This is a genomic window from Naasia sp. SYSU D00057 (assembly GCF_017916505.1).
Lineage (GTDB): Bacteria > Actinomycetota > Actinomycetes > Actinomycetales > Microbacteriaceae > Naasia.
Genome location: NZ_JAFMSZ010000001.1, coordinates 760,544 through 777,241 on the forward strand (window position 1 = coordinate 760,544; position 16,698 = coordinate 777,241).

Consider the following 16,698-nt stretch of genomic DNA (forward strand, 5'->3'; position numbering starts at 1 on the left):
ACGAGCGATCGGGACTAGAGCGACAGGGTGCTGCGCACCGTGCTCGCAGCCGCCTCAGGATCCTCCTCGAGGGTTGAGGCGCGAGTGCCCCGAACGTACGCCTTGACGGTCGCGAAGCGCTCGCTGCGAGCGTTCGGCCCGCGCCGGACCACGTATGGGCCGACGGCGGCGGGAACGATGAACGTCTCCGCATAGTGGATGACGTAGGGAGCGAATGCACCCGTCGGACTCACGATCTCGACCTCGTCGCCCTCCACCAGGTTCAGCACGTTGACAGTTCCGTCGGTGTCGTGACGCGCCTCCGCGTCGCCCTCGAACCAGTGACGACGGACCTCGATGAATTCGAGCTCGTGCAGGCCGGTGCGCTCCTCGAGCACGCCGTTCCCGCTCGCCACAGGCTGCACCCGGTCGAGCAGGTTGCTCTGCACCCACTCGGTGTCCCGATCCCACTGGATGTTGTTGCCGCCGTGCTCGAGGTGCACCGGCCGGGGGACGCCGTCGAGGCCCACGCGGCCCCAGTCCCAGAGCTTGAAGGTGAAGATGAACGGGGTTGCCGAGATCTCGAGCACCATCGAGTTGGCCCCGGAGCAGTGGATGGTGCCGGCTGGGATGGCGAAGTGGTCGTGCTTCCGCGCGGGCAGGACGTTCACGTACCGCTCGGCATCGAAGAGCTCCTCGCCGCGGGATGCGCGCTCGAGTGCCGCCATCATCTCCGCCGGATCGGTCCCGGTCTTGAGGCCCAGGTAGACGACAGCGTCATCGTCGGCGTCGAGCAGGTAGTAGCTCTCGTCCTGCGTGTAGTGCATTCCGAACGTGCTCTGGATGTAGTCGGTGAGCGGGTGCACCTGGAGCGAGAGGTTGCCGCCGCCCATCGTGTCGAGGAAGTCGAAGCGGATCGGGAACTCCGCGCCGAAGCGCGCGAACGTCTTCGGCCCGAGCAGCCCGACGGGCTGAGACAGGACCAGGTCCATGGCGGGAATCTCCACGATCCGTCCCCCCGCCTCGAGCAGCAGCGAGTTCTCCTCGGGCACACAGTCGAAGCACCACGCGTAGTTGGGCGCGGACGGGTCGAGGTTCAGCCGATCCTTCATCCACTGGCCTCCCCAGACGCCGGGGTCGAAGAAGGGGACGACCCGCAGCGGGCTCTCCACGGCGGCCGAGAGCGCGCCGCGGAAGTCCGCGCCGGAGATCATGCCGGCGGCCGATGCGTCGGCGTTGCCGTCGAGCACGAAATCGACACGGTCGAAGAGGCCCCGCTTGTGCCGGTCGGCGACCCGCCACTCGACGAAGAAGCCGCGCTTGTACTTGCGGAGCACGTCCTCTTCCCCGTTGTCGCACCGCCAGTTGGGGGCGCCGGCCCGGAGGCGCTGCTGGATCTCCCAGCGGGCCATGTCGACGAGCACCAGAGCATCCGGATGCTCGGCCGCGAGGGCGGCGCCCCAGCCGACCAGCACCATCGGGAGGTCGGCGGCGGACACCTCGGTCCGCAACTCGGCCAGCCGGTCCGCGTCGTAGAACTCGTCGAGCGTGGCGTGGCTCAGCACACCGAAGACCCGGTCGTCCGTGAGGTTGGGCTCGATGCGGCGGTCGATGTCCTCGATCGGCAGGGCGGCCCGATCCTCGACATCCACGATCCGATGCCCGGGCAGTGCCGCGTGGAGCTCGCCGATGAGCTCCGGCAGCCGCACGCCGGGGTACGTGTCGACCACGATGACCGGCGCGCGGTCGCCTGCCGACCGCCGTTCGGCCAGCTCGGCCACCGACTGCCACGCTTCGAGTCCCACCAGGATCGCGGCCCCGTCCGGCAGCGGGATGGTGGGCTGCTTGACGTAGGTGGTGGCGCCGTCGCCGGTCCCCTCGGTCGTCGTCACGGGTGCTCCTGTTCTGTCAGAGCCGCACGGGCTCAGCGGAGGCGCGTCGTCGCGCCTCCCCGAGGCGCCCTTCGGACGCCATTTCCGCGGCGACTTCGCGAGGCACGGACCGTGTCCGACGCCGCTTTCGCCGCTCCTTTTGGTAACGTTACCACCGCCGAGCGGTTTCGGTGTTATCGTTACCAAAACCCGCGATCCGCCGACCCGTCGCCGGATTCGGATACCGGCACCAGCAGTCTTGCAATCGAGGAGGATTCAAGAAGATGAACCGCACGCACGGCATGACGAAGCGGTGGAGCACGGCGGCGATCGCCGTCGCACTCGCCGCGACGCTCGCAGGATGTTCCCAAGGCTCGGCGAGCGGAGGCGGCGACTCCGGCGGCTCGGGCGGCAGCACGACCGTCACCCTCAACGGCGACCGGGCCGACTTCGCCGAGGGCTACTCCCTCGCCGGGGACGCGCTGAAGGACATCACCGGCTTCGGTCTGGAGGCGCGCGACGTGCCCTCCACTGAGAACTACCAGCAGATCATCCGCTCGTCGCTGCAGACCAGCAGCACGACCGACCTGCTGAAGTGGTGGAACGGCTACCGGCTCCAGGAGCTCGCGCGCTCGGGCGGCCTCGCCGACATGACCGCCGAGTGGGAGCAGGCCGAGGAGAAGGGCTGGGTCAACCCCGACACCCGCGACAGCTTCTCCTACGACGGCAAGGTCTACGGGATGCCCATGTACAAGAGCTACTGGGTCATCTTCTACAACAAGAACGTCTTCGAGGAGGCGGGCATCACGCCGCCCACGACCTGGGCCGAGTTCGAGGACAACAACGCCAAGCTGAAGGCGGCCGGCGTCACGCCCCTCTTCGCCACGCAGCAGGCCGGCTGGACCTCGTTCATCTGGTTCGAGGAGATCCTCTCCAAGCTGGACCCGGAGTTCTACGCCGACCTCATGAACGGCGAGGCGAAGTACACCGACCCCACCGCGCAGCAGGCCATGGAGATCTGGTCCGACATGTACGCCAAGGGGTACTTCACCGCGGCAGACGTGGCGTGGGACAACGAGCCCGCCCTCCTCGCCGAGGGAGCGGTCGCGCAGGTCCCCATGGGCACCTGGCGCAACGGCACGTTCGCCGGCACCGGCATGACCGACGAGGACTACGGCGCATTCATCCTCCCGCCGTTCGACGAGGGGACCGACCCGTCGGTGATCGTCGAGTCCGGCGTGATCTCGGTGGCGGAGAAGGCCAAGAACAAGGACGCGGCACTCGAGACGATGGCCAATTGGCTGAACCCCGACGTGCAGCAGCCGTGGGTCGACCAGATCAAGGACACCTCGGCGAACCCGGACGTGACCACGAAGGACCCGATCCTGCAGGGCGTCCTCGACGAGGTGGGCTCCGAGGAGCCGACCGAGCTCGTCCGCTACTGGGAGGCCAGCCCGCCCGCTCTCATCGAGGGCGGCGTGCAGTTCCTCGGCAGCTTCATGGCGAACCCGTCGAAGGACAACATCATGCCGACGCTCAAGAAGCTCCAGGCGCTCGCCGACACCGAATGGGCGAACTGGAAGGCCGCCGAGTAGTGCAGACCACCGCGCCAGAGCGCGCCGTCGGGGTGGGAGGCGCCGCCTCCCTCCCCGGCGGGGGCACCTCGCGCCCCACCCGGGACCGCCTGAGCGCGATCCCGTTCCTGACCCCGGGGGTGGCCCTCGTCGGCCTGCTCCTGCTCGTCCCCTTCGTCGCCACCGTCTATCAGAGCCTGACGCGCGACAACGGCTTCGTCTCCTCCTTCATCGGGCTCGAGAACTACGGGCGCCTGCTCCGCGACCCCACTTTCGGGCAGTCGCTGCTCAACACCCTGATGTGGACGATCGGCACGCTGATCCTCCCCGTGGGCATCGGCCTGCTCGTCGCCGTGTGCACCAACTCGATGCCGGGCGGCCGGTGGATCCGCTACGCCTTCGTGCTCCCCTACGCGCTCTCCGGCACGGCCACCGCCGTCATCTGGGGCTTCATCCTGCGCTCCGACGGCGCCCTCAACCAGGCGATCGCCTTCTTCGGAGCGACCCCGCCCGCGTCCGGGTGGCTGCTCGAGTGGCCGACCAACACCATCGTGATGATCCTCGCGAGCACGTGGCAGGCCACGGGCGTCACGGTGATCCTGTTCATGGTCGGACTCCAGGCCGTCCCGCCGGAGACCGTCGAGGCCGGCTCGATGGACGGCGCGTCCGGACTCCGACTCTTCTGGCACATCGTGCTGCCGCAGCTGCGGCCCGTCACGATCGTCGTCATCGGCATGTCGATCGCCAACAGCCTTCGCGTTTTCGACCTGATCTGGCTGCTCACGAAGGGCGGCCCCGGCGCCGTCTCCGAGACCCTCGCCGTCACCATGTACCGGCAGACCTTCATCATCAGCGACTACGGCTTCGGCGCCGCGGTCGCCGTCGTGCTCTCGATCATCGTCGTCGGCGCGTCCTGGGTCTACCTCCGCCAGCAGCTCAAGAGGACCTGACCATGATCGGCAAGGGAATCCGCAACACGGTCGTGATCGGCTTCGCGCTGCTCTGGCTGATCCCCATCTACCTGCTCATCGTGAACTCGCTCGTGCCCGTCGGAGACTATTCGGGCGCTCCGTCCTGGATCCCCACCCGCTTCGGCTTCTTCGACAACCTGGCGATCGCGTGGAACCAGTCGGGACTCGGCGCGGGGATGCTCAACAGCCTCCTGTACTCGACCGCGTCCGCCGCCATCGCGGTGCTCGCCGCAGGGCTGGCCGGCTTCGCCGTCGTCGTCATGCCCACTCGACGGCCGACGCTGTGGTTCTGGCTCATCTACCTGGGGACGCTGCTGCCGCTCCAGATCTTCCTTGCGCCGCTGTTCAAGGCGTACGTGGCGACGAGCCTCTACGACACGAACCTCGGCATGATCCTCATCTACTCGGCGATCTGCGTGCCGTTCGCGTTCTTCATCGTCCGCAACTACCTGACCACGCTGCCGCCGGAGATCACCGAGGCGGCGAAGCTCGACGGCGCCGGCTGGTGGCGCCTGTTCTTCCGCATCCACTTCCCGCTCATCCGGTCCTCGCTCTTCGCGGCGTTCATCTTCCAGTTCACCTGGGTCTGGAACGACCTGCTGTTCGGCATCACGCTGACCACCAGCCCGGACCGCAGGCCGGTGATGGCCGCATTGGCGGAGATCAACGGAGGCTTCTCGAGCCTCGGACCGCCGGTCGTGCTCGCGGCGGCGATCGCGGTCTCGCTGCCGACGATCGTGCTGTTCCTCGCCTGCCAGCGGTTCTTCGTGTCGAGCCTGCGCGCCGTCGGCTGACCCCGGCGTCCTCGAGCCGAGGCCGGCTGCTCGGACTACTCCGGCAGCCGGCCGACGCTGACGGGCAGCTCGACGAGCTGCGGAGGGCTGTCGGCGGCGGGCCCGTCGAGCCGCTCGAGGAGCATCCGCGCGGCCTCGGCGCCGAGGGCCCGAGGGTCATGAGACACGATCAGCAGAGGGACCTGCATCAGGTCGGCGAGCTCGACGTCGTCGAACCCGACGAGCGTTGGCGTGACGGGCAGTGCGCCGGCACGCTGTCGGGCACCGATGGCGTGCAGCGCTCCGATCGTGTTCCGGTTGTTCGCGCTGAACACGGCGGTCGGCGGGTCGGCGAGGTCGAGAAGACGCTCCATGGCGATCCGCGCGGCATGGACGTCCTGCTGGCCGCGAAGGACCAGCTCCGGGTCCACTGCGAGGCCCGCCTCGGTGAGCGCACGCGAATAGCCGTCGAACCGGCGGGATGCCGTGGACACGGACACCGCGTTGCCGAGGAACGCGATGCGCCGATGGCCCGCGTCGATGGTGCGCTTGGTGGCCTCGTAGGCGCCGTTCACGTCGTCGAGGAGGACGGTGTCCGCTTCGAGCCCCTCGACAGCTCGCGAGGCGAGGACCACCGGGATCTGACCGAGCCGGGCCGGCTGCAGGTGCTCCGCTCCCCCGCCGGTCGGCACCACGATGAGGCCCTCGACCTGCCGTCCCACGAAGTCGGCGACGAGCTGTGTTTCGCGGCCGAGGTCCTCGCCGGAGTTGCCGAGCACCATCCGGCGGCCGTGCTGCGCGACGACCTCCTCGACGCCGAGGGCGAACTGCCCGTAGTACGGGTTCGCGAGGTTCGTGATGGCCACCCCGATGAGCCCCGACGAGTGGCCGGGACGGATGCTGCGCGCGTTCTCGTTGCGGTGGTACCCGAGCGCCGCGACAGCGTCCAGCACGCGCTGCTGCACCTCGGCCCGCACGTTCTTGCCGCCGGACAGTGTCCGGGACACGGTCATCGGGCTCACGCCGGCGAGCTGGGCCACCTCACGGACGGTCGGCGCAGGTGCCGACGGGGAATCGTTCGACATCGGATCCTGCTTCCTGCTCCATCAACCTGCGGTCTGATTTTCGCGCACTGAGCCGCCACCAGCGACGGGTGGCGCTCGGGGCGTCTCCTTGTGCGATGGTATCGTTACCAAACTCGACGAGGACCACTGGAGACAATGACCGTCACCTTCGGACGCGACGACAACTCGGCGCCGCCCTTCCCCGCACTTGCCGGCGATCCCGACTCTCCGGCGCACTTCGCCGCTCTGGCCGCGGAGGAGGCGCGCCTGCTCGCCTTCTTCTCGACGGGGGACGACGAGAGTCGCTTCCTCTGGCGGGATCTGCGCGGGCAACCCGATCCGGACCGCCCTGAGCAGCTGTACGCCGCGGCCCGGCTCGTGCACTGCTTCAGCGTCGAGCACCTGCTCGGGCACCCTTACGCGGGCCGCTGGGCAGAGCAGGGCGCGCACCGGCTGCTGACGCGGTTCGCGGACCGGGAGTTCGGCGGCTTCGTCGCGTCCGTCGCGCTCGATGGCACCGTCACGTCCGACACGAAGGAGACCTACGGGCACGCCTTCGCTCTGCTCGCCGGCGTCAGCGCGAAGAAGGCGGGCATCGCGGGAGGGAACGAGCTGTTCTCCGCCGCTGGACGAGCCATCGATGACCACCTCTGGGATGAGCGCCACTCCGCCGCCATCGAGTCCTGCTCGCGGGACTGGAGCACCGCCGAGCGATATCGGGGCCAGAACGGGAACATGCACCTCACCGAGGCCTACCTGGCGGCGTACGAAGCCACCCGCGAGCCGAAGTTCCTCGAGCGAGCCGAGGCGATCGCTGAGCGCCTTGTCCGGGGCGGCGCCGGGGAGGCCGGATGGCGTATCCCGGAGCACTACCGCGAGGACTGGACGGTGGACCGGGACTACGCGGCCGATCGCCCGGACGACCCGTTCCGGCCGTACGGCACTCTCGTCGGGCACTCCCTGGAATGGGCGCGCCTCCTTCTGCAGTTGGGAGCGCTGCGGCCGGGCGCACGATCCTGGACCACGGACGCGGCTGAGGCCCTCTTCGCGCGTGGCATCGCCGACGGCTGGGACGAGGAGCGGGGCGGTTTCGCCTACAGCGTCGATTTCGACGGCGGCGTCGTCAACGCGTCCCGCATGCACTGGACCATCGCGGAGGCCATCGGCGCAGCGCTCTGGCTGTACCGCATCACCGGGAACGGGGTCTACCGCGACCGGTACTCGGAGTTCTGGGACTACGCGGAACGCCTCGTCCTCGACCGCCACCAGGGATCCTGGTGGCACGAGCTCGACGCCGAGAACCGGCCGTCCACCGTCACCTGGGACGGCAAACCCGACCTCTACCACGCCTGGCAGGCGACCCTCTACGCGCGCGTGCACGGCGACCGCGGCCTCGCCGACGCGGCCGCCTCCGGCGGCATCACGCCGCTGCAGCAGGGGACGGAGATCCGATGAGCACGAACGACGTGAACGGGCTCATCCCCGTGCTCGAGATAGGCGGCACCCACCTCACCGCCGCGGTGGTGGACCCCGACGGCTGGCAGGTGGTGCAGGACACCACGAACCGGCTGGCTTTCGACGGCCGCCGGGATGCCGACGCCCTGATCGCCGACATGGCGCGCGCGGCCGCCACACTGGGGGGCCGGCACGGCGCGGACTGGGCGGTCGCGACTCCCGGTCCGTTCGACTACGAGGCCGGCATCGGCCGCTTCGAGGACGTGGGCAAGTTCGACAGCCTCCGGGGCGTCGACGTCCGCGAACGGCTGAGAGCTGCCATCTCCCCTCGGCCGGCGTCGATCCGGTTCGTCAACGACGCCGACGCCTTCGGCCTCGGCGAGTACGCGGGAGGGGCGGCGGCGGGAGCACACCGTGCGGTCTGCATCACCCTCGGCACCGGGATCGGCTCCGCCTTCCTCGCGGAGGGCGAGCCGGTCAACGCGGGCCTTGAGGTTCCCCCGGACGGCAGCGCCCACCTGCTCGTCTATCGGGGACGGCCGCTCGAGGAGACCGTCTCCCGGCGCGCCATCGTGACGGCGTACGGCGAGGCCGCCGGGATTCCCGTCGAGCAGGTGCCCGACGTCCACATCCTCGCCGAGCGCAGCCGGTCCGGCGACGAAGTCGCGCAGCGGGTCCTCGCCGCCGCGTTCGAGCACCTCGGCCGCGGGCTCGCCGAGTCGGTCGACCGATTCCGCCCCGACGTGCTCGTGATCGGAGGCTCGATGTCGCGCTCCTGGGACATCGTCGAGCCGGCCCTCCGGCGGGGACTCGCCGAGGCGGCGCCGCGGCTCGGGTCGCTCCCCCTTCGCCAGGCCCTGCGCCTCGATGACGCCGCGCTCATCGGCGCCGCTGTCTGGTCCCGCCGGCCCTCACCCTGACCCTTCTCGCCGGGTGCCGTCGCGCTCCCGGGACCGTGTTGGTAACGTTACCAGTGACCGTCGTCGCATCGCCCGCAGATCAATGGAGACACTGCATGCCTCGAATCCAACGCATCCTCGTGGCCAATCACACGCACCACGACATCGGCTTCAACGACTACCAAGATGTGGCCTTCCGGCAGCACGGCGAGTTCGTCCGCGGCGCGCTCGATCTGATCGAGGCGACGGCGGCCGAGGACCCGGCGAATCAGTACCGGTGGGTGTGCGAGGTCACGGGTCCGCTCGTCAAGTACCTGCGGAAGGCGGGTCCCGCGGAGGTCGAGCGCTTCCGCTACTGGCAGGAGCGCGGCGCCATCGACGTCGCCGCGATGCAGTACAACCTGACCCCGCTCCTCTCCCCCGAGCAGATGCGACGCAGCCTCTACCCGGTTCGGGAGCTGCGCGAGGAGATGGGCATCACCGTTGAGACGGCGATGCAGGACGACGTCAACGGGGTCAGCTGGCTGTTCGCGGACCTGCTCCCGGCGATCGGCGTCGACTTCCTCACCATGGCGATCAACCAGTCGCGCGGCCGCGCGCCGCGGCCGTTCCCGGGCGGGTTCTGGTGGGAGGGACCGGCGGGGAACCGACTACTCACCTGGAACGGCTTCCACTACCTCTTCGGCCGCAGCCAGGCGAAGCTCGGCGACTGGCGCTTCGTCGACTCGTCCCTGCCCTACTACCTGGACAGGCTCGAGCAGGACGAAGCGTTCCCCTACGACTTCCTCTACTGCGAGTCCACCCACCCCATGCGCGTCGACAACGGCCCGCCCGACGCGAAGATGGCGCAGTTCGTCCGGGAGTGGAACGACCAGGGCAGGACGCCGACGATCGAGTTCACCACGCCGCGCCTCTTCCGGGACGAGCTGAAGAAAGGATGGGCTGCGGACCTGCCCGTGTGGCGAGGCGACTGGACCGACTGGTGGTCCGACGGCGCCGCGTCGAGCGCCTATGAGACCGGCATGAATCGGGCGACGCACGAGGTGCTCGCCGCCGCCGAGGTCCTCGCCGCCTGGCTGATCGCGGACGGGAAGTCGCCCGACCTCGCCCAGGACTTCGTGGAGCAGGTGTACGAGGCGATGACGCTCTACGACGAGCACACCTGGGGCGCCTTCTCGAGCATCGATGCGCCCGAGTCCCTGTTCAGCAAGGCGCAGTGGAACCGGAAGGCGAACTTCGGCTACCAGGCGGCGATGGAGTCGCACGACATGCTGACGCGCTCGGCCCGCTCTCTCGCCGCCGACCGCGGGGAGCGGCTCGCGGAGGGCCGCTTCAACCTCGGCGATCTCGACCCCGAGGACGCTTATCCGACCGACCCCGAGGCTCAGCTCCTCGTGATCAACACCCTGCCGCATGAGCGGACGGTGAACGTCGAGGTGCCCGAATTCCGCTCCGGCGGGGCGCCCGCCGGGATGCTCGAGGGCTTCTTCCCCCGCGACGTGCCGTGGGGCGGTCCCCCGCACACCGCCATCGAGCGGCTCCGCGTCACCGTCCCCGGCTTCGGCTACGCGTTCGCGGATCCCGCCGCGCCGATCCCCGGCGACGACCTCGTCGCCGACGGCCTGCGCATCGAGAACGAGTTCTACCGCGTCGAGATCGACCCGGCCACCGGCACCATCTCGTCCTGGTACGACAAGGCGCTCGAGCACGACTTCGCGGACCGGATGCAGGAGGGCGGTCTGGGCGGCTACGTGCACGAGATCGTGGACTCGGAGAAGGGCCGCGACGCGCTCTACCTGCAGGACTTCGGCAGCTGGGACTTCGGCTACTGGCAGGCGGATCCGCCGTTCCAGCGCAGCGGACCCACCGCCGTCACCTGCGCCCCTGCGCGCATCGAGGCGGGAACGGCGCTGATCGACGTCACCATCGAGGCGCGAGGCGTGCGGAAGGCTGTGTGCCGCATCGCGCTCCCCAGCCGATCCCCGGTGCTCGAGGTCGACTGGCTGCTCGACAAGACGCCGCAGACCGACCCGGAGTCCGTGTACGTGCTCTTCCCCGTCCGCCTCGACGGTCAGGACTACACGGTGGACCTCAACGGGATCCCCATCCGACCCAACGAGGACCAGCTGCCCGGCGTCGTCTTCGACTGGTACCCGATCCGGCGCTGGGCGGACGTCAGCGACGGCCGGCACGGCGTCACGCTCGTCGCCCTTGACGCGCCACTCGTCCAGCTCGGCGGCATCACGACCAACAAGATCGCCGAGCGCCTCGAGCCGGAGCGACCGGCGATCGTGTCGTGGCCGCTCAACAATCACTGGATGGTCAATTTCAAGGCCAGCCAGGAGGGCGAGATCCCGCTCCGCTACCGCCTCACCACACACCCGGGCGGGTGCGACATTGCGGCCGCGAACCGGTTCGCCGAGGAGCAGGCGGTGGCCCCGGTCGTCCTCCGCGACTACCGGCCGACCGGCGCATCTTCGGGTTCGCTGCTCGAGGTGCCGTCCGTCCCCGGGCTCGAGGTGCACCTCAAGCCGGCCACCTACGGCGACGGCCTGATCGTGCGCATCCGCAACATCACCGACGGCGCGATCGCCCTGCCACTGGACGCGTTCCGGACGCTAGGGACGGTCTCCGCGGTCGGCGCGCTCGAGGAGGACCTTGCGGAGGGCGTGCAGGAGGTGCCCGCATTCGGCGAGGTGGGGCTGCGGATCACCCTCGGCGACTGACCGGCCGCCGGCGGGTTCTCCGGCCCGCCGGCCCGCCGCTTCGCCGCTTCGGCAACCCTGCCGTCGGCCCCGTTCCTGTCCCTCAACAGGCATTCCTCCCGCCAATAGGCGAAAACCGCCCGATTCTGCCTGTTGAGGGGATTCCTGCCTGTTGAGGGACAGACGGGGCGTCCCCGGCTTCAGCCGTCGAGCATGGCGCGGAGCGTCCACGCGTTGCGGACGGCGTTCCCGCCGCCGTCGTTGTTGAAGTAGGCGAAGACCTCCTTGCCGGCGCCGCGCCACTCGCGGATCCGGTCCGCCCACCACGCGAGATCGTCGTCCGAGTACGAGCCGGCGTAGAGGGAGCCGTGGTCCGGCCCGTGCAGCCGCACGTACACCGTGTCGGAGGTGGCGCGCAGCACGCAGGGCAGCCCGGCGCCGCTCATCACGCAGTACGCCGTCCGTCGCTGCTCGAGCAGCTCGAAGACGTCGTCGGTGTGCCAGCTCGGGTGCCGCGGCTCGACCGCGACCCGCATCCACTCCGGCAGCTGGTCGAGGAAGTAGCGGAGGCGGTCGTCGTCCCGCTCGAAGGCGGGCGGAAGCTGCACGAGCAGCACCGCGCGCTTCTCCCCCAGCTCGTGCCAGCAGTCGGCGATCCGCCGCACCCAGGCCTCGGGAGCGTAGAGGCGCTTGGCATGGGTGAGGCCGCGCGGTGCCTTCACCGAGAGCAGGAAGCCGGGCGGAAGGCGCCGCCGCCAGCTCGCGAAGCTCGACGTGCGCGGCCAGCGGTAGTAGCTGGCGTTGAGCTCGACGGTGCCGAACGAGCGGGTGTAGAAGCCCAGCCGATCCCAGGAGGGCAGGCCCGCCGGGTAGAGCACGTGCTCCCAGTGGGCGTAGCTCCACCCGGACGTGCCGATGTGCACGCGCTCCACGACCCACCTCCCCGGCAGACGCGGATGTCGCCGGCCGTGCCAACCGACACGGTAGGCGATGCCGACGACGCGGCAGAGCTACGAGCGGGGCGGCAGCGGTCCGGCCCCGGTCAGCGCGATCGGCGGCGAGTAGGCCTCCGTCACGGTGTACTCGTTCCACTCACCGGGGCTCACGGCGAAGACCACGAAGCCGCCGTCGTTGCCGATGGTCGTCACGCACGGGATGGGCCCGAGAGCGGGGGCGTCCTGCGGCAGGTCCCACGGCAGGGGCTCACCGCACCGCACGTCGTTGTCCCGGACCAGGAGGCCGTCGGAGAACACCTCGCGGAGCCCGTCGACGGCGTCCCTGGTGGCCAGGGATGCCGGCACCTCCTGTCCCTCCCGCACGAGGCGGATGAGCTCGGCCACCTCGTCGCTGCCGTCGTGGAGTGCCACCTCCGAGGCGGACACGGCACCGGCACGCCAGGCGAACACCGCCTCCGCGGAGCCCAGCCCGCAGCACATCGCGTCGGTGTCGAGCGTCGTCCGCCACCCGACCCGGAAGCCGCCCTCCGGGGCGGACTCGACGAACTCGGCGCTCTCGCGGCCCCCGCCCGTGAGGCCGTCGAGCGCGAAGCCGCCAAGCAGCTGGAAGTCCCGAGTCCAGAGCACGATCGCGTCGGGCCAGCCGACACCTCCTCGGTCGCACTGCAGCACCGCGGCCACCTGCGGCTCCCCCGTCTCGGAAGGACCGACGGCGGCGAGTCGCGTCGTCTCGGCGCCCGCCAGGATGTCCTCGACCGTGCTGTCGGGAAGCTCGACGCCCCCGTCGCCCTGCGGAATCCCGGCCAGCCGCCCCGCGCTGAGGGTCCCCGGCGGGTGGTCGCAGAGCGAGGGAACCGGCGCGGTGAGCAGGCCGGCCAGGTCGACGCCGTCCGGGGAGGGCGACGGCGCCGGCTCCGCTGCGGCGGGAGGGCTCTCCGCCGGCTCCGGCTCCGGCGCCGGCGCGGGTGGAGCGGCGGGCTCGGAGGCCGGCACGGGAGGCTCGAGGGGCGGCAGCGGCGCGCTCGGCGACTGCCCCGAGCACCCGACGAGAGCGGAGGCCACGAGGGCGAGCGCCACCGGCGCGGTGATGCCGCGGTGCATCATGGCGCGGAGCATAGGACGCGGAGGTCCCGCCGACCAGGGCCGATGTTCGGCCGGCCCTACCGGACGCCCCGCTGATGCGACAGGCTCGCATAACCGGCTCCGCGCGTCGACTGTACGGGCGGCCGGGGAATCCGGGAGGAAGGGGACCGTCGTGGCCGACAGCAGGGACGACGAGGCGCCGGACGAGGTCCGTGCCTTCGTCGACGGCGTCGCCCATCCGGTGCGCCGGCGCGACGCGGAGACGCTGCTCCGACTGCTCACGCGCATCACGGGCCAGCGGCCCGGGCTGCAGGGCACGATCATCGGGTTCGGCACCTACCACTACAAGTACGCGAGCGGCCGCGAGGGCGACGCCGCGGCGGCCGCCTTCTCGCCGCGGAAGGCCGCGACGACGATCTACCTGCCCGATGGCGTCGGCGCCCACGAGAAGCAGCTGGAACGCCTGGGCCCGCACACCACCGGCGTCGGCTGCCTCTACCTCAAGGACGTCAGCGCCGTCGATCTCGATGTGCTCGAGTCCATCCTCGAGGAGTCGTACCGCTCGGTGGCGAGCGGTGTCTACGTACAGCGCGCACGCGACTCCGAGGACGGCCACCGCGAGTAGCGGAATCCGCGCGAGTAGCGGAATCCGCGGTCAGGCGGCGAGCGCCGAGGTCGTCGCCAGCGGGGACGGCGGCGGCAGCACCGGCTGCACGGCCGTCCAGGTGAGCAGGATCGCGGCGAGGACCGCCGCTCCGACGAGCAGGAACAGCGCGACCAGGAGAACGGTCTGCAGCACAGCGCTCCGGCCCGGATGCCGGTCCGGCTCGATCTCGCTCCCCTCGAAATCGGGCAGCGGCGAGGACATGCGACGAGCCTAAGCGGCCAGAACGGCGACGCGCCCGACCCGTCCTGATGCGGAGTGCACCGTCATCGCCGATAGTTGCCCAACGCTCAATACCACCGCCGGCGCGGATGCGAACGTCGGCCGAAAGGCGGACTTTCCGCCGGCCGGGTCTCATGGTCGGGTCATAGGACGATCGGCTCCGCGAGAGCGACACCTCCCTCCACCCGGCGCGGGGCCCGACTTGGAGGTACACAGTGCAACAACTCCGACGCCGAGCGCTCGGCGCTCTGCTGGGCGGCGCCACGGCGCTGACGCTCGCGACCGCGATGGCCGCCCCCGCGAGCGCCGACGACCACGGCAACCTCCCCGGCGAGGAGACCCTCACCCTTCCGATCAACGACAGCGAGGCCGGCGGCACCTACGACCAGGACTTCACGCGGGCCTACGCCGGGACGACTCCGGACGGCACCCCCGTCTACATCTACGTGCCCGTCGGCACCCCGCTGGACGGCGGCGCCCCGACCGGCGTCGCGAGCCTCGATCCCGCATGGGACCCGACGCCCGGCGACGCCTTCACCCCCTGCTCCGCGTCCGCGGCGGACGAGTACACGCTCACCCAGGCGCAGATCGACTACATGGGCGACCAGCTCGCGAACCACATCGTCGCCGTCGACGAGGAGCACTTCGGGCTCCTGGAGGCGGCCGATCCCGCCGAGCCGGCGAGCGACTCGCTCGTCATGGTGGTCTACAACGTGCAGGACGCGCAGTACTACGACTGCGAGGAGACGAGCTACACGGCCGGCTACTTCGCTCCCGACTTCATCGACTCGGCCGGCATGAACGTGATCGTCGTCGACGCGTTCGACTGGGCGAACCGCGTCGGTCCCGCGGACTCCGAGTGGAACGACGAGGACCCGGCCAACGACCGGCCGACCCTCTACGAGGGCACGATCGCGCACGAGCTCGAGCACCTGCTGCACAACTACAGCGACCCCGGCGAGCTGTCCTGGGTGGACGAGGGACTCGCCGACTTCGCGATCTTCCTGAACGGCTACGACGTGGGCGGCTCGCACCTGACCTACCACCAGGTGTTCTACGCCGAGACGTCGCTGACCCGCTGGGGCGGCGGACTCGAGAACTACGGCGCCGCGTACACCTACTTCCAGTACCTGTGGGAGCAGGCCGGCGGCAACGGCGACGGCACCTTCGAGCCGGACGGCCAGTACGACGCCGCGGGCGGCGACCTCCTCGCCAAGCTGATCTTCGCGAACCAGGGCGACGGGATGGCCGGCGTCCAGGCCGCGATCGACGAGTTCAACGCGCAGATCGGATCGGACCTCCGCAGCGCCGACGCGCTGTTCGAGGACTGGGCGGTCGCCGTGTACCTCGACGACGAGGACTCCGAGCGCTTCGACCTGAAGGCCGCCGACTTCGGCGACCCCAAGTCGACGAGCTGGACCATCGACCTCGCGGACGACGAGTACTGGGACGGCCGCGGCAGCAACCGCGGCGCGCAGCCGGCCTCGAAGTGGGCGAAGCGCGACAGCGCGCAGGCTCCCGTCGCCCTCCCGTACGGCCTCCAGGTCGAGCGGTTCAGCAACCCGGGCCCGAACGCGACGGTCGCGCTCGACGGCGAGGACGAGACGCGGGTGGCGCCGCACACCGGGGACACGCACTGGTATGCGGGCTACGAGAGCCAGTCGGAGAACATCCTCGACGTGGACGTGACGGGCACGGCGACGTCGCTCGACTTCTGGACGTGGCACTTCATCGAGGAGGGCTGGGACTACGGCTTCGTCGAGGCGCTCGTCGACGACCAGTGGGTCACGGTTCCGCTCACCGACGACACGGGAGCTGTCGTGACGAGCGACGACGACCCGCACGGCGGCAACACGGAGGGCAACGGGCTCACCGGAACCTCGGGCGGCGCCTACTTCGTCGACGAGCCGGAGTACGTGCACTACACCGCACAGCTCCCGACCGGCGCCACGGACATCCGCTTCCGCTACTCCACCGACGCGGCGTACCTCGACACCGGCTGGTTCGTCGACGACGTCAGCGTCAACGGCGCGGCCGCGGCCCTGACCTCGGACGACTGGTTCGAGACCACGGGTGCCCAGGACAACAACTGGACGCTGCAGGTGGTCGCCACCTGCGACCTCACGCCGGGCGTCACCTCGGCGGGCGAGATCACGGACGGCGCCGGCAACTTCGTCTACCGCTTCGAGGGCGACGCGATCACCTCGAGCGGCCTCAACACGAAGTGCGCGAACGGCCAGAACCGCGACTTCGCGACCCTGGTGTCCAATCTGCCGAGCGGCGACCTGACGTTCCTCGACGCGGGCTACAGCCTGACCGTCACGAACAACGGGAACGGCAAGAAGAAGTAACAGGCCGGGGGGAAAGGCGGCGGCGGGAACCGGAAGGTCCCGCCGCCGCTCCCGTTCCCGGAGTCCGATCGCCGGTGGCGTCCCGCCGTCGAGGGCTGATAGACCGTCCGCGAGCAGCGAGACCCCGAGGC

General features: G+C 70.2%; 13 protein-coding genes. 8 read left to right on the top strand and 5 right to left on the bottom strand.

Features of this window, described 5'->3' with window-relative positions; genetic code table 11:
- Positions 1–14: 14 nt before the first annotated feature.
- Positions 15–1,871 (bottom strand): class I mannose-6-phosphate isomerase, encoded by a 1,857-nt coding sequence (locus tag J3P36_RS03580; RefSeq protein WP_210505867.1) that lies wholly within the window; start codon positions 1,869–1,871, stop codon positions 15–17.
- Between the two features lie 263 nt (positions 1,872–2,134).
- Here J3P36_RS03580 and J3P36_RS03585 point away from each other — a divergent pair, with 263 nt between their 5' ends.
- From J3P36_RS03585 to J3P36_RS03595, 3 genes are read left to right on the top strand one after another with little or no spacing between them, the layout of a single operon-like run.
- Positions 2,135–3,445, top strand: a complete 1,311-nt coding sequence (locus J3P36_RS03585; protein ID WP_210505868.1) for an ABC transporter substrate-binding protein — start codon at positions 2,135–2,137, stop codon at positions 3,443–3,445.
- A complete protein-coding gene (locus J3P36_RS03590; RefSeq protein WP_307806935.1) occupies positions 3,445–4,374 on the top strand; it encodes a sugar ABC transporter permease in 930 nt (309 codons plus the stop codon). Before J3P36_RS03585 ends, J3P36_RS03590 begins: the two co-directional genes overlap by 1 nt.
- Positions 4,375–4,376: 2 nt before the next feature.
- Entirely contained in the window at positions 4,377–5,189 is an 813-nt protein-coding gene (locus tag J3P36_RS03595; RefSeq protein WP_210505870.1) for a carbohydrate ABC transporter permease, read from the top strand.
- Positions 5,190–5,224: 35 nt separating this feature from the next.
- Here the strand turns inward: J3P36_RS03595 and J3P36_RS03600 are convergent, their stop codons facing one another.
- Positions 5,225–6,253, bottom strand: a complete 1,029-nt coding sequence (locus tag J3P36_RS03600; RefSeq protein ID WP_210505871.1) for a LacI family DNA-binding transcriptional regulator — start codon at positions 6,251–6,253, stop codon at positions 5,225–5,227.
- A 135-nt stretch (positions 6,254–6,388) separates the two neighbouring features.
- On the opposite strand from J3P36_RS03600, the gene J3P36_RS03605 reads away from it, so the two are divergent.
- From J3P36_RS03605 to J3P36_RS03615, 3 genes are all read left to right on the top strand, one after another.
- Positions 6,389–7,687: an AGE family epimerase/isomerase gene (locus J3P36_RS03605; RefSeq protein WP_210505872.1), complete on the top strand. Its 1,299-nt coding sequence runs from the start codon at positions 6,389–6,391 to the stop codon at positions 7,685–7,687.
- Entirely contained in the window at positions 7,684–8,607 is a 924-nt protein-coding gene (locus tag J3P36_RS03610) for an ROK family protein (RefSeq protein ID WP_210505873.1), read from the top strand. Before J3P36_RS03605 ends, J3P36_RS03610 begins: the two co-directional genes overlap by 4 nt.
- A 95-nt stretch (positions 8,608–8,702) precedes the next feature.
- Positions 8,703–11,312, top strand: a complete 2,610-nt coding sequence (locus tag J3P36_RS03615; RefSeq protein WP_210505874.1) for a glycoside hydrolase family 38 C-terminal domain-containing protein — start codon at positions 8,703–8,705, stop codon at positions 11,310–11,312.
- Between the two features lie 179 nt (positions 11,313–11,491).
- On the opposite strand, the gene J3P36_RS03620 is transcribed toward J3P36_RS03615, so the two are convergent.
- Complete coding sequence (locus J3P36_RS03620; RefSeq protein ID WP_307806936.1) at positions 11,492–12,223, bottom strand: DUF72 domain-containing protein; 732 nt, start codon at positions 12,221–12,223, stop codon at positions 11,492–11,494.
- Positions 12,224–12,301: 78 nt separating this feature from the next.
- Positions 12,302–13,351, bottom strand: a complete 1,050-nt coding sequence (locus J3P36_RS03625; protein ID WP_210505875.1) for a hypothetical protein — start codon at positions 13,349–13,351, stop codon at positions 12,302–12,304.
- 151 nt (positions 13,352–13,502) lie between these two features.
- Here J3P36_RS03625 and J3P36_RS03630 point away from each other — a divergent pair, with 151 nt between their 5' ends.
- The gene (locus J3P36_RS03630) at positions 13,503–13,955 is read left to right on the top strand and encodes a DUF1801 domain-containing protein (protein WP_307806937.1); all 453 of its coding nucleotides are present in this window, start codon (positions 13,503–13,505) and stop codon (positions 13,953–13,955) included.
- Positions 13,956–13,985: 30 nt separating this feature from the next.
- On the opposite strand, the gene J3P36_RS03635 is transcribed toward J3P36_RS03630, so the two are convergent.
- Positions 13,986–14,198: a hypothetical protein gene (locus J3P36_RS03635; RefSeq protein ID WP_210505877.1), complete on the bottom strand. Its 213-nt coding sequence runs from the start codon at positions 14,196–14,198 to the stop codon at positions 13,986–13,988.
- A 233-nt stretch (positions 14,199–14,431) separates the two neighbouring features.
- Between J3P36_RS03635 and J3P36_RS03640 the strand changes: the two genes are divergently transcribed.
- Positions 14,432–16,567: a hypothetical protein gene (locus J3P36_RS03640; RefSeq protein ID WP_210505878.1), complete on the top strand. Its 2,136-nt coding sequence runs from the start codon at positions 14,432–14,434 to the stop codon at positions 16,565–16,567.
- Positions 16,568–16,698 lie beyond the last annotated feature (131 nt).

What these genes read in the sequence shown, in the direction of transcription:
- J3P36_RS03585 (WP_210505868.1), top strand. Translation starts at nt 2,135, where the DNA reads ATGAACCGCACGCACGGCATGACGAAGCGGTGGAGCACGGCGGCGATC.
- J3P36_RS03595 (WP_210505870.1), top strand. Translation starts at nt 4,377, where the DNA reads ATGATCGGCAAGGGAATCCGCAACACGGTCGTGATCGGCTTCGCGCTG.
- J3P36_RS03600 (WP_210505871.1), bottom strand. Translation starts at nt 6,253, where the DNA reads ATGTCGAACGATTCCCCGTCGGCACCTGCGCCGACCGTCCGTGAGGTG.
- J3P36_RS03605 (WP_210505872.1), top strand. Translation starts at nt 6,389, where the DNA reads ATGACCGTCACCTTCGGACGCGACGACAACTCGGCGCCGCCCTTCCCC.
- J3P36_RS03610 (WP_210505873.1), top strand. Translation starts at nt 7,684, where the DNA reads ATGAGCACGAACGACGTGAACGGGCTCATCCCCGTGCTCGAGATAGGC.
- J3P36_RS03615 (WP_210505874.1), top strand. Translation starts at nt 8,703, where the DNA reads ATGCCTCGAATCCAACGCATCCTCGTGGCCAATCACACGCACCACGAC.
- J3P36_RS03625 (WP_210505875.1), bottom strand. Translation starts at nt 13,351, where the DNA reads ATGATGCACCGCGGCATCACCGCGCCGGTGGCGCTCGCCCTCGTGGCC.
- J3P36_RS03635 (WP_210505877.1), bottom strand. Translation starts at nt 14,198, where the DNA reads ATGTCCTCGCCGCTGCCCGATTTCGAGGGGAGCGAGATCGAGCCGGAC.